The organism is Aliiglaciecola lipolytica (assembly GCF_018860635.1).
In the GTDB taxonomy this organism is placed as follows: Bacteria; Pseudomonadota; Gammaproteobacteria; order Enterobacterales; family Alteromonadaceae; genus Aliiglaciecola; species Aliiglaciecola lipolytica_A.
Genome location: NZ_JAHKPT010000012.1, coordinates 33,376 through 50,134, shown reverse-complemented (window position 1 = coordinate 50,134; position 16,759 = coordinate 33,376). Strand labels below are relative to the sequence as shown.

At 40.3% G+C, this 16,759-nt stretch carries 17 protein-coding genes and 1 riboswitch; of the genes, 9 read left to right on the top strand and 8 right to left on the bottom strand.

All coding sequences use genetic code 11. From position 1 onward, the window contains the following. The first annotated feature begins 1 nt into the window (after position 1). The 3 genes from edd to KO530_RS05845 are packed head-to-tail and all read left to right on the top strand — an operon-like array spanning position 2 to position 3,439. A complete protein-coding gene (edd, locus tag KO530_RS05855) occupies positions 2–1,837 on the top strand; it encodes a phosphogluconate dehydratase (protein ID WP_216047480.1) in 1,836 nt (611 codons plus the stop codon). Continuing rightward, on the top strand, positions 1,827–2,780 hold the full coding sequence (locus KO530_RS05850; protein ID WP_216047479.1) for a glucokinase: 954 nt from the start codon (positions 1,827–1,829) through the stop codon (positions 2,778–2,780). Before edd ends, KO530_RS05850 begins: the two co-directional genes overlap by 11 nt. A 5-nt stretch (positions 2,781–2,785) precedes the next feature. Continuing rightward, positions 2,786–3,439 carry a bifunctional 4-hydroxy-2-oxoglutarate aldolase/2-dehydro-3-deoxy-phosphogluconate aldolase gene (locus KO530_RS05845; RefSeq protein WP_216047478.1) on the top strand — a complete coding sequence of 218 codons (654 nt, stop codon included), beginning with the start codon at positions 2,786–2,788 and terminating at the stop codon, positions 3,437–3,439. A gap of 122 nt (positions 3,440–3,561) precedes the next feature. Here the strand turns inward: KO530_RS05845 and KO530_RS05840 are convergent, their stop codons facing one another. The 8 genes from KO530_RS05840 to KO530_RS05805 all read right to left on the bottom strand — a co-directional run bounded on the left by KO530_RS05840 (position 3,562) and on the right by KO530_RS05805 (position 12,753). Further along, a complete protein-coding gene (locus KO530_RS05840; RefSeq protein WP_216047477.1) occupies positions 3,562–4,929 on the bottom strand; it encodes an MATE family efflux transporter in 1,368 nt (455 codons plus the stop codon). Beyond that, positions 4,926–6,152: a molybdopterin molybdotransferase MoeA gene (gene moeA, locus KO530_RS05835; protein ID WP_216047476.1), complete on the bottom strand. Its 1,227-nt coding sequence runs from the start codon at positions 6,150–6,152 to the stop codon at positions 4,926–4,928. The genes KO530_RS05840 and moeA overlap by 4 nt, the downstream gene beginning before the upstream one ends. A gap of 155 nt (positions 6,153–6,307) precedes the next feature. Then, on the bottom strand, positions 6,308–7,165 hold the full coding sequence (locus KO530_RS05830; RefSeq protein ID WP_216047475.1) for a TraB/GumN family protein: 858 nt from the start codon (positions 7,163–7,165) through the stop codon (positions 6,308–6,310). A gap of 295 nt (positions 7,166–7,460) precedes the next feature. Then, on the bottom strand, positions 7,461–7,670 hold the full coding sequence (locus KO530_RS05825) for a hypothetical protein (RefSeq protein ID WP_216047474.1): 210 nt from the start codon (positions 7,668–7,670) through the stop codon (positions 7,461–7,463). A gap of 334 nt (positions 7,671–8,004) precedes the next feature. After that, the gene (locus tag KO530_RS05820; protein WP_216047473.1) at positions 8,005–9,765 is read right to left on the bottom strand and encodes a sugar phosphorylase; all 1,761 of its coding nucleotides are present in this window, start codon (positions 9,763–9,765) and stop codon (positions 8,005–8,007) included. Positions 9,766–9,783: 18 nt separating this feature from the next. Further along, on the bottom strand, positions 9,784–11,007 hold the full coding sequence (locus tag KO530_RS05815) for a glycosyl transferase (protein ID WP_216047472.1): 1,224 nt from the start codon (positions 11,005–11,007) through the stop codon (positions 9,784–9,786). Further along, positions 11,000–11,842 (bottom strand): HAD-IIB family hydrolase, encoded by an 843-nt coding sequence (locus KO530_RS05810; protein WP_216047471.1) that lies wholly within the window; start codon positions 11,840–11,842, stop codon positions 11,000–11,002. The genes KO530_RS05815 and KO530_RS05810 overlap by 8 nt, the downstream gene beginning before the upstream one ends. Then, on the bottom strand, positions 11,839–12,753 hold the full coding sequence (locus KO530_RS05805) for a kinase (RefSeq protein ID WP_216047470.1): 915 nt from the start codon (positions 12,751–12,753) through the stop codon (positions 11,839–11,841). Before KO530_RS05805 ends, KO530_RS05810 begins: the two co-directional genes overlap by 4 nt. Positions 12,754–13,003: 250 nt before the next feature. Further along, positions 13,004–13,175: riboswitch (molybdenum cofactor riboswitch) on the top strand. Here KO530_RS05805 and moaA point away from each other — a divergent pair. From moaA to moaE, 6 genes are all read left to right on the top strand, one after another. Beyond that, complete coding sequence (gene moaA, locus KO530_RS05800) at positions 13,166–14,134, top strand: GTP 3',8-cyclase MoaA (protein ID WP_216047469.1); 969 nt, start codon at positions 13,166–13,168, stop codon at positions 14,132–14,134. (Overlaps the previous riboswitch by 10 nt.) 2 nt (positions 14,135–14,136) lie before the next feature. Continuing rightward, entirely contained in the window at positions 14,137–14,733 is a 597-nt protein-coding gene (mobA, locus tag KO530_RS05795; protein WP_216047468.1) for a molybdenum cofactor guanylyltransferase, read from the top strand. 31 nt (positions 14,734–14,764) lie between these two features. Next, a complete protein-coding gene (gene moaB / locus KO530_RS05790; RefSeq protein ID WP_216047467.1) occupies positions 14,765–15,304 on the top strand; it encodes a molybdenum cofactor biosynthesis protein B in 540 nt (179 codons plus the stop codon). 1 nt (position 15,305) lies between these two features. Continuing rightward, complete coding sequence (moaC, locus tag KO530_RS05785) at positions 15,306–15,821, top strand: cyclic pyranopterin monophosphate synthase MoaC (RefSeq protein WP_216047466.1); 516 nt, start codon at positions 15,306–15,308, stop codon at positions 15,819–15,821. A 7-nt stretch (positions 15,822–15,828) separates the two neighbouring features. Beyond that, entirely contained in the window at positions 15,829–16,074 is a 246-nt protein-coding gene (gene moaD, locus KO530_RS05780; protein ID WP_216047529.1) for a molybdopterin converting factor subunit 1, read from the top strand. Between the two features lie 2 nt (positions 16,075–16,076). After that, the gene (moaE, locus tag KO530_RS05775; RefSeq protein WP_216047465.1) at positions 16,077–16,550 is read left to right on the top strand and encodes a molybdopterin synthase catalytic subunit MoaE; all 474 of its coding nucleotides are present in this window, start codon (positions 16,077–16,079) and stop codon (positions 16,548–16,550) included. Positions 16,551–16,759: the final 209 nt, after the last annotated feature.

Genomic DNA, 16,759 nt, shown 5'->3' with positions numbered 1-16,759 from the left:
TATGAATTCTGTGATTCAAGAAGTAACCGAGCGGATTATCGAACGAAGTCGACAATCCAGACAAAATTATCTAGACAAAATTGAAAGCGCACGCTTGCAAGGGCCACATCGTGGTGTTTTATCTTGTGGCAACTTAGCCCATGGTTTTGCTGCCTGTAATACAGAAGATAAAGCTGATTTAACTAGCTTAACTAAATCAAATATTGCCATTGTATCGTCATACAATGACATGCTTTCTGCACACCAACCTTATGAAGCTTATCCGCAAATACTAAAAGATGCTATTCGTGATATCGGTAGTGTTGCCCAGTTTGCCGGTGGTGTTCCGGCTATGTGTGATGGGGTTACTCAAGGTAATCCTGGCATGGATCTGAGCTTGATGAGTCGTGATGTCATTGCTCTTTCTACCGCAGTAGGGCTGTCGCATAATATGTTCGATGGCGCATTGATGCTGGGCATTTGTGACAAAATCGTCCCAGGATTATTAATGGGCGCTTTGAGTTTTGGACATTTACCAACAGTTTTTGTACCTGCGGGTCCAATGCCTTCTGGTTTACCTAATAAAGAAAAAGCGCGCGTACGCCAAATGTTCGCTCAAGGTAAAGTAGGCCGCAAAGAGTTACTTGAATCAGAATCGAAAAGTTATCACTCAGCGGGTACGTGTACCTTTTATGGTACCGCTAACAGTAACCAATTAGTGGTTGAGGTGATGGGACTGCATTTGCCAGGCTCTTCTTTTGTTAATCCAGGTACGGATTTACGGGATGAATTAACTAAAGCCGCTGCCCGTCAAGTGACTCGATTAACCGATTTAGGTGATAATTATACGCCTATTGGTCATATTGTGGATGCCAAAGCATTAGTCAATGGCTTAGTCGCATTACTTGCAACAGGTGGCTCAACTAACCACACCATGCATTTAGTTGCAGTCGCACGCTCTGCGGGTTATGAGATAAATTGGGATGACTTTTCTGACATTTCCAATGCAGTACCTTTGTTAACACGGATTTATCCGAACGGTTCTGCTGATATTAACCACTTTACTGCCGCTGGCGGTATGGCAGTTTTGTTTAAAGAATTGCTAAGCGCCGGTTTATTGCATAACGATGTGAAAACCATTTGTGGCGAAGGGTTAGAACAATATACCAAAGAACCTACATTGAAAGATGGCGAGTTGACTTGGCAAGATGGTCCGGCTGAGTCATTTGATCCTGAAGTGATCTCATCTGTTGCTAAACCATTTAAACCCGATGGCGGTTTATCTGTTTTGCATGGCAATTTGGGCCGTGCGGTGATGAAAACTTCGGCATTACGTGAACCTCATTGCAAAATTAAAGCTCCGGCAGTGGTATTTGAAGATCAGTTCGAATTGGCCGATGCCTTCAAGGCCGGTGATTTAGATAAAGATTGTATTGTTGTCGTTCGTTTCCAAGGTCCGGCAGCGATTGGTATGCCTGAACTGCATAGTTTAACGCCGCCTCTTGGTGTGTTGCAGGACAAAGGCTTTAAAGTTGCTTTAATCACCGATGGTCGTATGTCTGGTGCATCTGGAAAAGTACCAGCTGCTATCCATGTGACCCCTGAAGCCTATCACGGTGGTTTGTTAGCCAAAGTCGAAAGTGGCGATTTAATCGAGCTCAACACTGAAACCGGTGAGATGTGTTTATTGGTTAGCACTGAAGAATTGGCGAAACGAAAAACTAAAGTGGCACAAACTGACAAACACCAAATTGGTATGGGCCGTGAAATGTTTGCTTCTATGCGCAACTCTCTAACGGGTGCAGAGCAGGGCGCATGTTCTCTATTTGCTGGATCAGGTAATCAACATGACCTCTAAATTCGTAGCCGATGTCGGTGGGACAAATATTCGTATTTGCCAAGTTGAAGGACATAACTTAATCAATATCAAAAAATATTTATGTGTTGATTTTCCTACGATTGAAGATGCGATTAAACATTACTTTAGCGAATTTCCAGAGGTTAAGTTTAGTTTTGGGTGTATCGCAATAGCGTGCCCGGTAATCGGTGATTGGGTAAAAATGACCAATCACACATGGGAGTTTTCCATTGACCAGCTAACCAAAGGTTTATCTTTGGATTGGCTGGGGGTTATTAATGACTTCACTTCTGTGGCGCATTCATTGCCAGTGTTAAAGGATGATCAAAAAGTTCAAATTGGCGCTGGTGCGCCAAAATTGAATGCCAATATTGCTGTTTTTGGACCAGGTACGGGTTTAGGTGTAGAACACCTCACTTTTACGGATAAAGGTTGGAAAGCTCTAGATGGCGAAGGCGGACATGTTGATTTTGCCGCAAATGACGAGAATGAATTCGCTATTTGGCGCTACCTTAAAAAGAAATTAGGGCATGTGTCTGCTGAAGAGGTTTTATCAGGCCGTGGCATCGTACATATCTATGAAGGGTTGGCAGAGAAACATCAGCAAGCAGCTATTTTTGCTGATCCAGCCCAAATTACTGAAAAAGCGCTATCTGAAGAATGTGAAATCTGCGTAGAAACATTGCAGCAGTTTTGCAAAATTATGGGTAGTTTTGCAGGTAACTTAGCGCTTAATTTAGCAACCTATGGCGGCGTATATATCGGTGGTGGTATTGCTTCACGTTTTGTTGACTTTATTAAAAGTAGTAAGTTTCGTGCTCGTTTTGAAGACAAGGGACGATTTAGACATTATGTCTCTAACATCCCAACCTACATCATTACAGAACCTGATCATGGTTTACTGGGCGCAGCTGCCTATTTACAACAGAATCATAAGGAGTAAGCAATATGTCATTTAATTGGAAAATGAGTTCGCAAGAAATTTTTAGTCAGGGGCCAGTCGTACCTGTATTAGTTATCAAAAATATTGAACATGCAGTACCTGTTGCAAAAGCTTTAATAAAAGGCGGCATTAAAGTACTTGAAGTGACATTACGCACTGAAATCGCTCTTGATGTGATCAAAAAAATCGCCACTGAAGTTCCTGAAGCCATTATTGGTGCTGGTACAGTGACTAACGAAGCGCAGTTAAAGCAAGTTGAAGAAGCAGGCGCTATTTTTGCAATTAGCCCAGGGATGACTACCAGCTTATTGGAAGCAGGCAAACGTTGTTCAATATCTCTAATCCCAGGTATAGCTTCAATATCTGAGCTGATGACTGGATTGGATATCGGTTACACACACTTTAAGTTTTTCCCTGCAGAAGCTTCAGGTGGTATAAAAGCGCTGAAATCTATTGGCGGTCCTTTCCCTGATATCACGTTTTGTCCAACAGGTGGAATCGGTCCGAATAATTATTTAGATTACTTGGCTTTGCCAAACGTTCAGTGTGCTGGCGGTTCTTGGTTGGTGCCAGACGATGCGGTTGAAGCGGGTGATTGGGATCGTATCACTGAGCTTGCTAAAGCGGCGGTTGAAGGTGCTAAAACACTTTCTAAGTAGTGTTTTTTAGCCACTGAAATGAAAAAAGCTTGTATTTATTGCAAGCTTTTTTTGTTGGTGAGACAGATGTGTTTAAACCTTTTTTTGAAAGCTCTATTGTCACCGGTTTAGTCTAAAAAACCTTAAGCATTGTCAAATATTTCAGGGTGTAATCTCAATCGTTTTTGAATAACACTCAATCTGAACCCCAACATAATAGCGGCACTTGTTAACCCGCAAATAAAACCGATCCAGAATCCAGATGCACCTAAAGCAGGTACAATAAAATCGGTTAGCGCTAGAATTATTCCGGTTGGCAAACCCACGCCCCAATATGCAAAAAAGCAAATAATGAACATCGCAGTTGTATCTTTGTATCCCCGTAATGCACCTGCGGATATTGCTTGAACAGAATCGGAAAGCTGAAACATTGCAGCTAGGGTCATTAGGCTCATGGCCAGCTCAATCACTTGCCGATTTTCAGTGTAAAGCATGGATATTTGTTGTTTAGCGACTATGGTTATGATTGCTGTAAAACACGCAATAAAAAGGCCTAAAAGGATTGCCGTTTTGGTTGCCAATGCTGCGCCAACCTGATCTTGTTTACCCCAAAAATGACCTACACGTATAGTTGTTGCCATCCCTAAACTCAGTGGAAACATAAACATGGTCGCTGAAAAGTTGAGGGCGATCTGGTGCGATGCAACGGTTAATGGTCCAAGTGGTGACAATAGCAGTGCAACCACACCAAATAAGGTCACTTCAAAAAGTAAGGTCAACGCAATCGGAAGTCCCAACTTTAAAGTAATGTAAATTTGTCTAATATCGGGTTTTGACCAGTTCTGAAATAAATTGCTGTTAATACGCTTAGACAAATGGATATAGAGTGCCGTGCCAATAAACATCGCAAAAAATACTAAGCTTGTTGCCAAACCACATCCAACACCACCCATAGCCGGCAAACCAAATTTACCGTATATCAATATATAGTTTGCTGGAATATTGATGATTAACCCTAATCCCATGATTAACATAGTCGGTTTAGTAAATGACAAACCTTCGCAATAATTACGCAAAATTTGATATCCAGCAAACGCTGGGGCTGATACAACAATGTACTTCATGTAATCAGTAGTGATATCGCGTAATTTGTCTTCGATGTCCATCAACGAAAACCAGTACTCTATAAAGAATACTGAAAGAGCAATACAGATCGATACTGGAATAATCAAATAAAACGCTTGGTGAACCTTTTGCGCTGCTTTTTCCGATTCGCCAGCTCCGTGCAGTTTCGAGACGATTGGCGGAATGGCCATCGCTAGACCTTGTACAAAGCACAAGATGGGAATGGTAATGCTGAACCCAATTGCCACTGCTGCCATATCGGTTGCTGAATAGCGGCCTGCCATGATGGTATCGGACACACCCATTAAGGTTTGGGTAATTTGAGCAATAAGCAGCGGCCAAGCAAGGTTTACTAGCTGCTTTAATTCGGTTTTTAAATTAGTCAAAATAATTCAATCTTAATTTTTGCGCCTGTCGGCAAGTTAGTCTGTTCTTTTTCCAGGAGAATATAACAATTTGCGGATGCTATGGATGACATGATGCCAGAGCCTTGACTACCATTAGGTTTTACCCAATATTCTCCGTGTTCGTCTTGGTATGCTATGCCTCTTTGAAAATCAGCACGCCCAGCTCGCTTAAAAATAGGAGCAGCGCAGGTAGCGTTAATCGTAAACTGGTTAACGCTTTTGCGTCCCATAAGTTTATGTAATAGGGGCGTTACTAGTTTTTCAAAGGTGACATAAGAGGAAACGGGATTTCCAGGTAAACCACAAAATATGGCATCATTAACCATACCAAACGCAAAAGGTTTTCCTGGTTTAATCGCGACTTTCCAAAAATCGATGCGTCCTACTTTTTCTAATACTTGCTTAACATAATCAGCATCGCCTACGGAAACCCCGCCACAGGATAAAATTAGATCCGCCTTACGACTGGCATCTAATAAAACGTCTGCAATTTTATCGGGATCATCTTCTATGATGCCATAATGAATGATATCTACATTCATTTGCTGCAATAAACCCTGTAATGCGAATCTATTACTTTCGTATATTTGACCATTTTTCAACTTATCGCCAGGCACCACTAATTCATCCCCCGTTGCGATAATTGCCACTCTAGGTTTGCGCAATACAGTTACTGAAGGTTCTCCAATCGAGGCTAATAATGCCATATGTGCAGGCGTGAGTTTTTCTCCCGCTGCGATAACTTGCTGTCCTAATTGGATGTCTTCACCGGCAAGGCGAACACTGTTACCTGCCTTTGTAGCTTGATTCAAAACGATGTTATTTTCGTGTATCGCTACGTTTTCTTGCATCATGACGGTATTCGTACCGGCGGGCAGGATTGCGCCTGTGGTTATTCTGATGCAGTGTCCCGCTTTTACCTCATCATCAAAGGGCTGCCCAGCTAAAGCTTGTCCTTGAATGGTTAATGTGGTGCCTTGGGGTAATTCGTGGTCAACTTGAAACGCAAAACCATCCATTGCTGAGTTATTTTTTGGCGGCACTTGCAGTTTTGCAAAAGCAGCCTCTGCGGTGATTCGGTTCAATGCATCTATGATTGAAATAGTTTCCTGCTCTACTAAGGTTTCGCATTGCTGCAACATTTTATCTAGTGCATTTTCAATTGGCATTAAGTTCGGCATGGTGGAGTCACTATTTTTCATTCAAATTAACACTAAAGCTGGAAGTAAAGGAGGGCGCTAATATAACGTGATTTTAATGGGTTACCAAATCAAAATAATCAAAACTTTGACTATGATTGTATATAGAAAAGAGGTAGTTAGCGCATTGTGATTATACTAACTACCTAGAAACGAAATTAGTATTTTTCGATGCTGTAGCCTTTTTCTTGCATTAATTTAAGTACGCTTTGCTCACCCGCTAAATGTAATGCCCCAACTAAAATTAATTCGTTTTGTTGGTTGTCAAAAAGTTGTTCAATCTTAGGTAGCCAGTTTTTATTACGCTGAACTAATAATTGATCATATATCTCTGGATAATCACGCTGCATTTCATCAATACCTATTTCTGCTAATTTGTCTAAATCACCGGCACGCCAGGCATTAATCAGTTTTGGCATCATTTCTTTTATTTTTGCTACATCTTTAAGGCTATAGGCAATCATGGCGTCTTCTTCCCCTTTACCCATGTCTGCCAGCATAGCCATTTGTTCTTCAGGCTCTTCAAACCATTTTGCTTGCTTTTGATCGCCCATACCCTTGGTAGAGTAATATACATCTACGCCAGCACTGCTTACCCCCATCATTTGCAGTTCAATCATCGACAAGGTGACGGATAAAAAGCTCGGTTTTAGCATAGAAAATTGTTGCAAAGAGAGATTACGTTGTTGTAAATGAGTTTCAAGATCTTGGTAGGTTTGCTCTGACAAAAAGTCTTTAATGGTCTTACCATCTTGCAATAAAATATACTGTAATGATTGCTGTTGGAATTCGGGACTATTCATTCTGACGATATCGGATTCAAATACTAGCGTATCTGAAGCTTGATAAGCTTTTTCAAACTCTTCAGGCAAAGGATAATCTGTTGCACTTAATACATGGATTGTGCCACCGATAATTACAAAGTCATCTCCTTTACTTATTTTCCATAAGGGTGCTGCTTGCGCATAAAAAGATTGCAAAACCATAAATAATGAAATGAATAAAATTTTGTACATGCTGTAAATTCCTTGACGTATTGCTTACTAATTATCCAAATAAAAGAGGGAGTACTTTAGGTTAATCGTGACAGAACAAGTGATGTTGTTTACTTGACCATTTCGTTCAATTAAACGTCGATAATACTTTTATATGATGTCTGAACCTATTGATAACATATTTTAATTATTAAAAATATGCCTAATTAGGTTATGGCTGGGGAAATAATATAGGCAATTGCGTTAGCGGGAAAAACAAAAAACAACACCCACTCAAGGTGGGTGTTGTTTGAATGTTGAATGACTATTCGAAACCTTAGTGTTCGGCTAACTCACTAGGGGTTAGGTAACCATCTTTGTTCATATCTAATTCTGCAAAAACGGCTGACAAAGCTGGATCGCTTGCCGCTTCTTCTACACTTATACGACCATCTGCATCTGTATCTAAAATTGATATTTTGTCTTCTTGTGCATAAACAGAACTACTGGCTAAAACGAACGCGCTGATAAGGATAGCTTTTTTCATCTTCATATCTCCACTTGATTTAGATTTTCGTGTTTCGGATTAATACAGGCACTACTCAAATTGCCTCTTAACAAAACAACAATAACGTTTGTTGTATAAGTGGGGTATTACACTTACCGTGCCAGAATGGAGATGTCTTTTAATATCATATGGTTATGATTAATTTGTGTGGGGAGGGTTGAAATGCTGCGAGAAAAGCATGTAAATAACATGTTAATGTGTGTATGTTCGGTCACACTAATCGAAGGGGTAAAATATTTATCAAATAAATCATGGAGATAGGGTGGTGCAAAAAAGTGACAGCAAACTATCCCCATGACTTATAACATAGACTTTACATACTGCGAGTGTTACTTATCCAAACCGTTTGATACGGCGATAAAATAAAATCAGAATGATCTAAAATGATTTCATTTCCAGTGATGAGATCCCACCAACAGTCTGTTCCAATTAAGTTAATATCCGACATAACAACAGTTTGCTGTGTATCAGTGATATTGCTTATACAGAATATGCTTTGTCTTCTATCGATACTTTGTCGCCAAAAGCCAAATAATTTATTCCCTAACTGCAAGGTAAATTGTGTGGCGTTGGGATGAAATGCCTTTTGATTAATTCGAATTGACAGTAAATGATTCATCCGTTGAAGTGCTATGGCATGCTGGCTGTCTTTATTACTCAGTTGATCTTCAAGTTCCGACATATCCCAGCGCCTACGGTTAATGGAGCGATTCTGGCTGGTATTAGTGACCCTTTCATAATCATTCCCGGTGGCCAGTAAACTATGCACATACAACCCAGGTATGCCTTCAAGTGCAAACATAATTTCGTGAGCACAAATGAATCTTTCCATACCTAAATTATCAGGTCCTTTAGTGGTTCCTTTTAACGCATCGAATAAAGCGATATTAATTTCGTAGGGTTTTTGCTTGCCACCGGGTAGGGTACGCCAAGACACCATCCCGCCAAAACTCTGCATAGTGTTAACCAAGGTATTGATTTCTTTTTCATCGAGTAAACCCTCTGCTGGGCGCAGACCTATGCCGTCATGGGAGGCAATAAAGTTAAAATAGGTCGTCCCGTTTTGTGCAGGGGGCATGCTCATTTGCCAGTTCTTTAAATAAGTACAGTCTCCGGTAACCAATGTGTTGACCAACAGCGGTGGCAATGAAAAGTTGTACACCGCATGGGCTTCGTTAGCATTACCAAAATATGTGAGGTTTTCACGATTAGGAATGTTAGTTTCGGTAATAATAATACTGTCGTTTTGCGCATATTCGATTAATGTTCGAAGTAAGCGAATAACTTCATGGGTTTTTTCCAAATTGATGCAGGTAGTGCCTGATTTCTTCCAAAGAAAAGCAACCGCATCTAACCTGAAAATTCTGACACCATGATCCAAGTATTGACGGATTATTGAAACAAAGGCCGCCAAAACCTTAGGATTTTGAAAGTCAAAGTCCACCTGATCATGACTAAAAGTGCACCACACTTTTTTAATTCCGTTCTCGGTTTTGGTTTCCCGTAACAATTCCGATGTGCGCGGTCTTACCACGTTAGAGATATCGTAATCGTCATCAACAGTGAAGAAAAAATCACTGCCAGTGCCTTCACATTTAATAAAATTATCAAACCATACGCTGCGCGAAGAGCAGTGATTAATGACCAAGTCGGACATTAAGCGATAATTGCTGGAAATTGACTTAACGTCTAACCAATTACCCAGAGATTCATTCACACTCGAGTAGTCAATCACCGCGAAGCCATCATCTGAACTATAAGGAAAAAATGGCAATATATGCACCGCATTAATTGTATCTTTCACATATTTGTTCAAAAACTGGTGTAACGTTACCAATGGATTCTGCGTTTCTGACTCTAGGCTATCCCCATAGGTAATTAATATAATGTCCTGTTCGTTCCAATGATTTTGATGAGGCACTGGAACCTGTCTATCGCTTACCTCATCTAATCTCATTGTAGTGATAAGAGACTTTGCGATTTCCTCACTACTTTGAGGAATATCAACCCCTTGATAAATGACATCTAAGTGATGTTGTACTTTTTCACACAGCCAGGTATAAGCTTCAGACATTTATGTATCCCCTTACTGTTAATATCGAAACTCTTCGTAATCTAATTCAACAGCATCTTTGATGCGTTCGAGTATATCTGGAACCGCACTCATTACTCGGTTCCAACTAGGTATGAAGGGTGTTTCCATTGGGTTTTCAAGGAAACTTTGACCTGCTTTCATAATGTTTTCAGCAAACATTTCTACCGCTTTTTCTTCTCTATGGATGTCTAGTTCTAAACCATTCATTACCGCATCGTTGTGGTATGTTTCAACAAAATCTAATGCAATACGAAAATAGGTCGCTTTGAGTGTACGGAAGGACTCATTGGTGAATGTAAACCCTTGCGTTGCCAACTTACGAAATAGTGCTTTGGTAATGTCTATGGACATTTTAGACAAGCCACCTTGATCGTTATGTAAGGATAGATCTTGGTGTTTGTGGTCATAAGTTTCAGCAATGTCTACCTGACACAAACGATTATGGGAGTAGTTTCGGTGCATTTCGGACAACACGCCTATTTCTAATCCCCAATCGCTAGGAATACGAATATCATTTAACACATCACGTCTGAATGAAAATTCGCCCGCCAATGGATATCTAAAACTGTCCATGAATTCTAAGTATTCGTTATTACCTACGGTGCGTTTTAACGCTCGTAACAACGGAGTCACTAATAAGCGGGAAACACGACCGTTAATTTTCCCATCTGCTACACGGGCATAATAACCTTTACAAAATTCATAATTGAACTGTGGATGAGCAACCGGATAAATCAATTTGGCAAGTAAGCTTCGATCATAGGTTAAAATGTCACAATCGTGCAGCGCGATGGATTCTGCCCGTCCTGTGGCAAGAATATAGCCCATGCAATACCAAACATTGCGGCCTTTACCCATTTCTTTTGGCGCTAAGCCCATGTCGGCTAATTCTTTATCAATGGCTTTTAAACGCGGGCCATCATTCCACAAAATACGATGGTGTTGCGGAAGTTTGTCAAAAAACTTAATGGCGTGCTGATATTGCTCTTTTGAAGCTCTGTCCAAACCAATTACAATTTCATTTAAATAAGGAACTTTGCAAATATGATTGATGATTTCAGGCATTGCTTCGCCCTCAAGTTCAGAAAACAAACTTGGCAATAGCAGCCCTAAAGGACGTTTTTTAGAAAAGGCCAACAATTCAGATTCCATTTCATCAATGGGACGTTTTGAAAGTTGGTGTAATGTTGTGGTTATTCCGTTTTGGTAAAAATCAGCCATTTTCTGGCTCCTTTAACGTTAAATTTAATATTTTTTGAAGACATTCAGTCCAACCCTCAGGTCCTTCGAGTTGGCTATCAAACACATTTTCTGTACGTTGTAATTGCGGGTAGTCGTTAACGGGAGACTTGATGCGCACTGCAATGTCTGCAGCATCAAGCATAGCAGCATCATTTTGACCGTCTCCTAATGCAATTGAAACCCAGTTTATCTCTGGATATTGGCGTTGTAATTCACCGACAAACCAATTTAACGCAGCACCTTTATCTGTTTCTCCTGAAATATGAATAAAGCGTCCGCCTATCAGGGTTTTAGCCCCCAATTGCGTGACGCACTTGATAAATTCTTTCTTTTGTTGTTCGCTTCCAAGCCATAATACTGGTTCACCGTATAACCTATTTGCAGCCCGTTTTGCTTGTTCCGGTTCTAATCCAGTAGCATCACATATCTCGGAAAGTGTCATTTTTGAAAAGTGGGTAAATTGACCGGCAAAATCACTTTCAATTTTCTTTAGTAAACTTAACCAATAACTTTTCTTGGAGGTGAAATTGCGAACCCAATTTTTACCAACCCATTGGGTATGTGCGGGTTTTTTCTTGAAGAAACCATGTGGGATATGGATTGCCGCGCCATTTTCCACAATGAACGGACCTTGTAAATCTAATTGCTCGGTCAATTCCTGCATTTCATCATAGGTTTTACTGGTATTCGGAATTACTGGAATATTATTTTTTTTCAAAAAAGCGAGCATCTTTTTTGCGGCTTCGTGGCTGTAAGAATGATGATCCAGTAATGTGCCATCCATATCGGTAAAAATGACAAACTGGTCGCTCATTTTATCCCCTTTACGTTGATAATTTTTCGATGTTTATCTAATTCAAATACGACATCACAGGTTTCACTAAGAGTAGCCAAACTCTGATCCGTTAGTCTTTGATAGTGCTGAATAAATCGTTTAATTTCGTTTGCTGACATAATCCCACTGTTAGCTTCAGAATTCGAAGCAGTTGCCAATTTTTGGATAAGTTTTTGTTCTTGCTGCAAGCGCCAATCAAATACACATTCAAAAGAAGGTGCTTTTAACATTACCCAAAAATCCATTAATTGATATAAGTTTTGATATTCAGTTTGCAGTTGTTGATTAACAAAAGTGCGCCAAACGCTATTGCTGTCTTCTTCAGACTCTAAGGTGTTTACCGGCACTGACAGCTGCTCGTTGGTTTGCGCAGTGACTCCCCAGCACCAACCTTCCATCAATATAATATCCACAGGCTCTTCGATGATAGGCCAATCTTCCGTTGGGAAAGGGTCGTCTGTTGCTTTATTAAACCGTGGAATGGCAAACCCTGTTTTGCGTTCCTTTAAACTGAGCAATACTTGTTTTAATAACGCTGTATCGTGGGTCCCTGGTACGCCACGGGTCGCTAATAAAGGATGTATATTTTGCGCTAACTGTTGTCGATAATCTTTTGAAAAATAAAAGTCATCGAGTGAAAGGTTTATCACGCGCAGTTGTTTTATTTCTACTAAATAGGTGAGTATCAGTTCTGTTAGGGTGGATTTACCGGAACCTTGGCAACCATTAATACCAACAAAAATCGGTCCTTCTGCACCGTCATGGTGCATTTTTAGTTTTTCAGCTAAAGGGATGAACCATGTTAGCGCAACGTCGCCAAAGTTCGCATCGAGTTGGTGTTTTTCGATAAAGGCTTCAAGTAGCCTTTTAGATTCTGGGGTTACCTTCAAAATTAGCCTTTATAGAGTAAATAATTAATTGGAATTTTCATTATCATCAAATAGAACTTACAACAAACGTGCCAATATGGTGCTAATTTTATTTATACAATTGTGCAAAATAAGATTCATTGATTTCAAATAAGCTCGATTATCTTCATCAACAATAAACAATTTGCGTTGCACCTCAATAGTGAGGTTAAATGCCATTATCAACAATGCTATACTAACGCTCAGTAAGATCTTAATATAGTAAGTGATAGTAAAAATGAAACTCCGAGCCTCTATTACTAAGTATTGAAATACAATATAGGTAGTTTTGGCCGCAACTATAATGGGTTGCCAGGGTAAATTGGGAAACTAGTTTGCCTCCCGCTACATGTTCAACAATTTGGTTGTTCGTGACTTTGGAAAGGTGTTTAACGTGTTAAAAGATAAATATGGACGTCGCTTCCATTACTTGCGGCTGTCCGTCACAGATGTTTGTAACTTCAGTTGCGACTATTGCCTTCCTGATGGTTACCAATGCGACTCCGATCGTAATTTTTTAAGTTTGTCTGAAATTCGCCAAATATGTGCTGGTTTTGCAGAGCTAGGAACTAAGAAAATTAGGATAACCGGAGGTGAGCCCTCATTACGCAAAGATCTCCCTGAGATTATACAAATTGCCGCCTCAACACCTGGTATTGAACAGGTTGCAATTACCACCAATGGTTATCGTTTAGAACAGCAAATCGACTCTTGGGTAGATGCGGGTCTGAATTCGCTGAATGTCAGCATAGATAGCCTTGATCCTCGCATGTTCGAAAGTATCACCGGACACGATAAACTCGAAACGATTTTGGCAGGTATCAGTCGTGGTATTGAACGTGGCTTAAAAGTCAAAGTAAATGGCGTGCTAATGCGCCAATATAACGGTAACGAACTCAGTGTATTTTTAAACTGGTTAAAACATACACCTATTACCTTTAGACTTATTGAATTGATGGAGACGGGTGAAAACAAAGATTTTTTCAAATTAAATCATTTGTCTGGTGAGCCAATTCAGCAGTATCTAACTGAAAACGGTTGGAGCCCAGTGATCCAAAATAACACCGCCGGGCCCGCTCAAGAATTTTGGCACCCTGATTATCAGGGTAAAATTGGCCTTATCATGCCTTACAGTAAAGACTTTTGCGCGACCTGTAATCGACTTAGAATAAGTGCAACTGGTAAGTTACACCTATGTCTTTTTGCTGATAAAGGTTTGGATATTCGAGAATATTTACAACAACAAGATACACAGCAATTACAGCGACAATTGCAAAAATTGTTAGGTGATAAAGATGCAACGCATTGGTTAGATCAAGGTTTCACGGGTGCCACTAAACACTTGGCAATGTTAGGCGGTTAAAGATGTTGGCTGAACCAGACTGCTTAAGCAAAACCTTGGGACTGATTTTAGCCGGAGGGCGGTCTAGTCGAATGGGGGTTGATAAGTCCACATTGAATCTGGCTGGCGTGTCTTTTTTACAACTTGCCATCAATCGTTTTGAATCCATCGGGATCAAAAATCAGGTGATTAGTTCTAACACCTTAAAAGGTGCGCTTACCGACAGATTGATTGATAAGGGGCCTTTAGCTGCACTGGATGCGGTATTAAGTCTTCCTGAACATCGATTAGCCAATGTCGACAGCTTTTTAGTTGTTCCCATTGATATGCCGGTATTCCCAGCAGATAGTCTAAAGCAACTTGCTTTACAGGGGCGAGAACAGCATTCAGCTTGTTATTTCCAATCTCATCCTATGCCGTTTTTTATCATCTTAGATGATAATTTTAAGCAAACACTCAATGGGCAAATTCAATCCAATGATCGATCTATATTTTCGTTGCTGAAAAAACTCGCCGCAACTGAAATTGAATTGTCTGAAGACCAAATTTCACAACATGCTTTTTATAATGTAAATACGCCCGAACAAATGCAACAAGTGAAACAAATGTTTCCATGCTAGATGGGGTTTAGAACAGTTTTATGGAGGACAAATGCCTGCTACCAGTAAGTTTATAGCACTGAATATCGCAGTGTTAACTGTGTCGGATACCCGAGATGAGGAAACTGACACATCGGGACGTTACCTAGTTGAGGCGGCAAGCAATGCTGGGCATCAAGTGGTGGAGAAGCGAATTTGTAAAGATGATAAATATCAACTGCGTAGTATCGTTTCTAATTGGATCTTAGCGGAAAATGTTCAGGTAGTGATCACCACTGGCGGCACAGGCTTTACACCAAGGGATATGACTCCAGAAGCATTAGAAGTACTATTTGATAAGCAAATCGAAGGGTTCGGCGAGCTATTTCGACATATTTCTTATCAACAAATTGGTACTTCTACTGTGCAATCCAGAGCGCTGGCAGGAATGGCAAACGGCACAGCTATATTTTGTTTACCTGGTTCAACTGGTGCATGTAAAACCGGCTGGCAAGATATATTACTGGAACAATTAGATAGTCGTCATAAACCTTGTAATTTTGTGGTTCACCTAAAAAACCTCAATATTGAGCAATGCGAAAGTAGGGGATAAGGTGAGTAATCAGTCAACAGAAAGTGGAAAAAGCCTAAGCCATATCGATCACAAAGGTCGGGCAAATATGGTGGATGTAACCGACAAAGCCGTCACACAAAGAACAGCCAGTGCGTCTGGATTTGTGCAAATGCAGGCTGATACATTAAGTATGATCGCAAATGGACAACACGCAAAAGGTGATGTTTTTGCGGTGGCTCGCATTGCAGGTATACAAGCCGCGAAAAAATGCGCTGATCTAATTCCGCTGTGCCACCCATTAATGCTATCTAAAGTACAAGTGGATTTTAATGTTGATACAACAACAAATCGCGTAAATATTTTGGCTACCTGCAAACTGGCGGGGCAAACTGGCGTTGAAATGGAAGCGCTGACGGCTGTTTCTGTCGCTGCATTGACGCTTTTTGATATGTGCAAAGCGGTTGATCCGCATATGTTAATTGGCGATATTAAAGTTGAGCAAAAAAGTGGTGGAAAGACAGGCAATTGGCACCGCAGCGAATCTCAATCGTGTTAAAGAGGGTTTGATGAAAATACTGTTTTTTGGTCAACTGAGAGAACAACTGGGTGTTGCAGAATTATTGTTAAGCGAAACCCCCGATACTGTGCATGCTTTGCGTGATGTTTTGGCTTCTAAGGGTGAACTTTGGCAACAGTATCTATCAAGCGGTAATATTTTGGTTGCGGTTAACCAGACCATAAGTGACTTTGATACTGTTTTACAAGCAGATGACGAAGTGGCGTTTTTCCCTCCGGTCACTGGAGGCTAATAATGTTTAAAGCAAGCCAGTTAATTAACATTCTCGTACAGCCGCAAGATTTTGAGCATGCTGAAGAATATCAACGACTAAAAAATCATGGTACTCAATATGGTGCCATTGTTACCTTCACTGGTTTAGTTCGGGATATGAATTTAGGTGCAAATGTTAAGGGATTATTCCTCGAACATTATCCTGGAATGACGGAGAAAGTACTCGAAGATTTGGTTCTACAAGCGACCCAAAAGTGGTCATTAGGTGCAATCACTATCATTCATCGAATTGGGCAGTTAGATGTCAATCAACAGATTGTGTTTGTCGGAGTGAGTGCTAAACATAGAAAAGAGGCGTTTGAGGCTTGCCAGTTTTTAATGGATTTTTTAAAAACCCAAGCTCCCTTTTGGAAAAAGGAACTTAGGGACGATGCTGAGTATTGGATTGAAAAAAGACAATCTGATGATCTTGCTGTACAAAAATGGAGCAAGTGATAGGCTTCGACTTTCACTATCCCATAAACTCTTCCTAGACCTAAATAACCGATAATTTGGCCTTAATTGTAGCCTCATTGGCTATTTATATTGCCGTTTATAGGCGCGTTTTATCCGCAACAAATCATGTGTAAATTAACAAATTTTCTAATTTCATTAACAACTTAGCTTGCCAAGTTAAGAAAATACTATCAACATGGTACAACTGA

Excerpts from the sequence above, each read along its gene's own strand:
- edd (WP_216047480.1), top strand. The coding sequence starts at position 2 with ATGAATTCTGTGATTCAAGAAGTAACCGAGCGGATTATCGAACGAAGT.
- KO530_RS05850 (WP_216047479.1), top strand. The coding sequence starts at position 1,827 with ATGACCTCTAAATTCGTAGCCGATGTCGGTGGGACAAATATTCGTATT.
- KO530_RS05845 (WP_216047478.1), top strand. The coding sequence starts at position 2,786 with ATGTCATTTAATTGGAAAATGAGTTCGCAAGAAATTTTTAGTCAGGGG.
- moeA (WP_216047476.1), bottom strand. The coding sequence starts at position 6,152 with ATGAAAAATAGTGACTCCACCATGCCGAACTTAATGCCAATTGAAAAT.
- KO530_RS05830 (WP_216047475.1), bottom strand. The coding sequence starts at position 7,165 with ATGTACAAAATTTTATTCATTTCATTATTTATGGTTTTGCAATCTTTT.
- KO530_RS05825 (WP_216047474.1), bottom strand. The coding sequence starts at position 7,670 with ATGAAAAAAGCTATCCTTATCAGCGCGTTCGTTTTAGCCAGTAGTTCT.
- KO530_RS05820 (WP_216047473.1), bottom strand. The coding sequence starts at position 9,765 with ATGTCTGAAGCTTATACCTGGCTGTGTGAAAAAGTACAACATCACTTA.
- KO530_RS05815 (WP_216047472.1), bottom strand. The coding sequence starts at position 11,007 with ATGGCTGATTTTTACCAAAACGGAATAACCACAACATTACACCAACTT.
- KO530_RS05810 (WP_216047471.1), bottom strand. The coding sequence starts at position 11,842 with ATGAGCGACCAGTTTGTCATTTTTACCGATATGGATGGCACATTACTG.
- mobA (WP_216047468.1), top strand. The coding sequence starts at position 14,137 with ATGTTGGCTGAACCAGACTGCTTAAGCAAAACCTTGGGACTGATTTTA.
- moaB (WP_216047467.1), top strand. The coding sequence starts at position 14,765 with ATGCCTGCTACCAGTAAGTTTATAGCACTGAATATCGCAGTGTTAACT.
- moaE (WP_216047465.1), top strand. The coding sequence starts at position 16,077 with ATGTTTAAAGCAAGCCAGTTAATTAACATTCTCGTACAGCCGCAAGAT.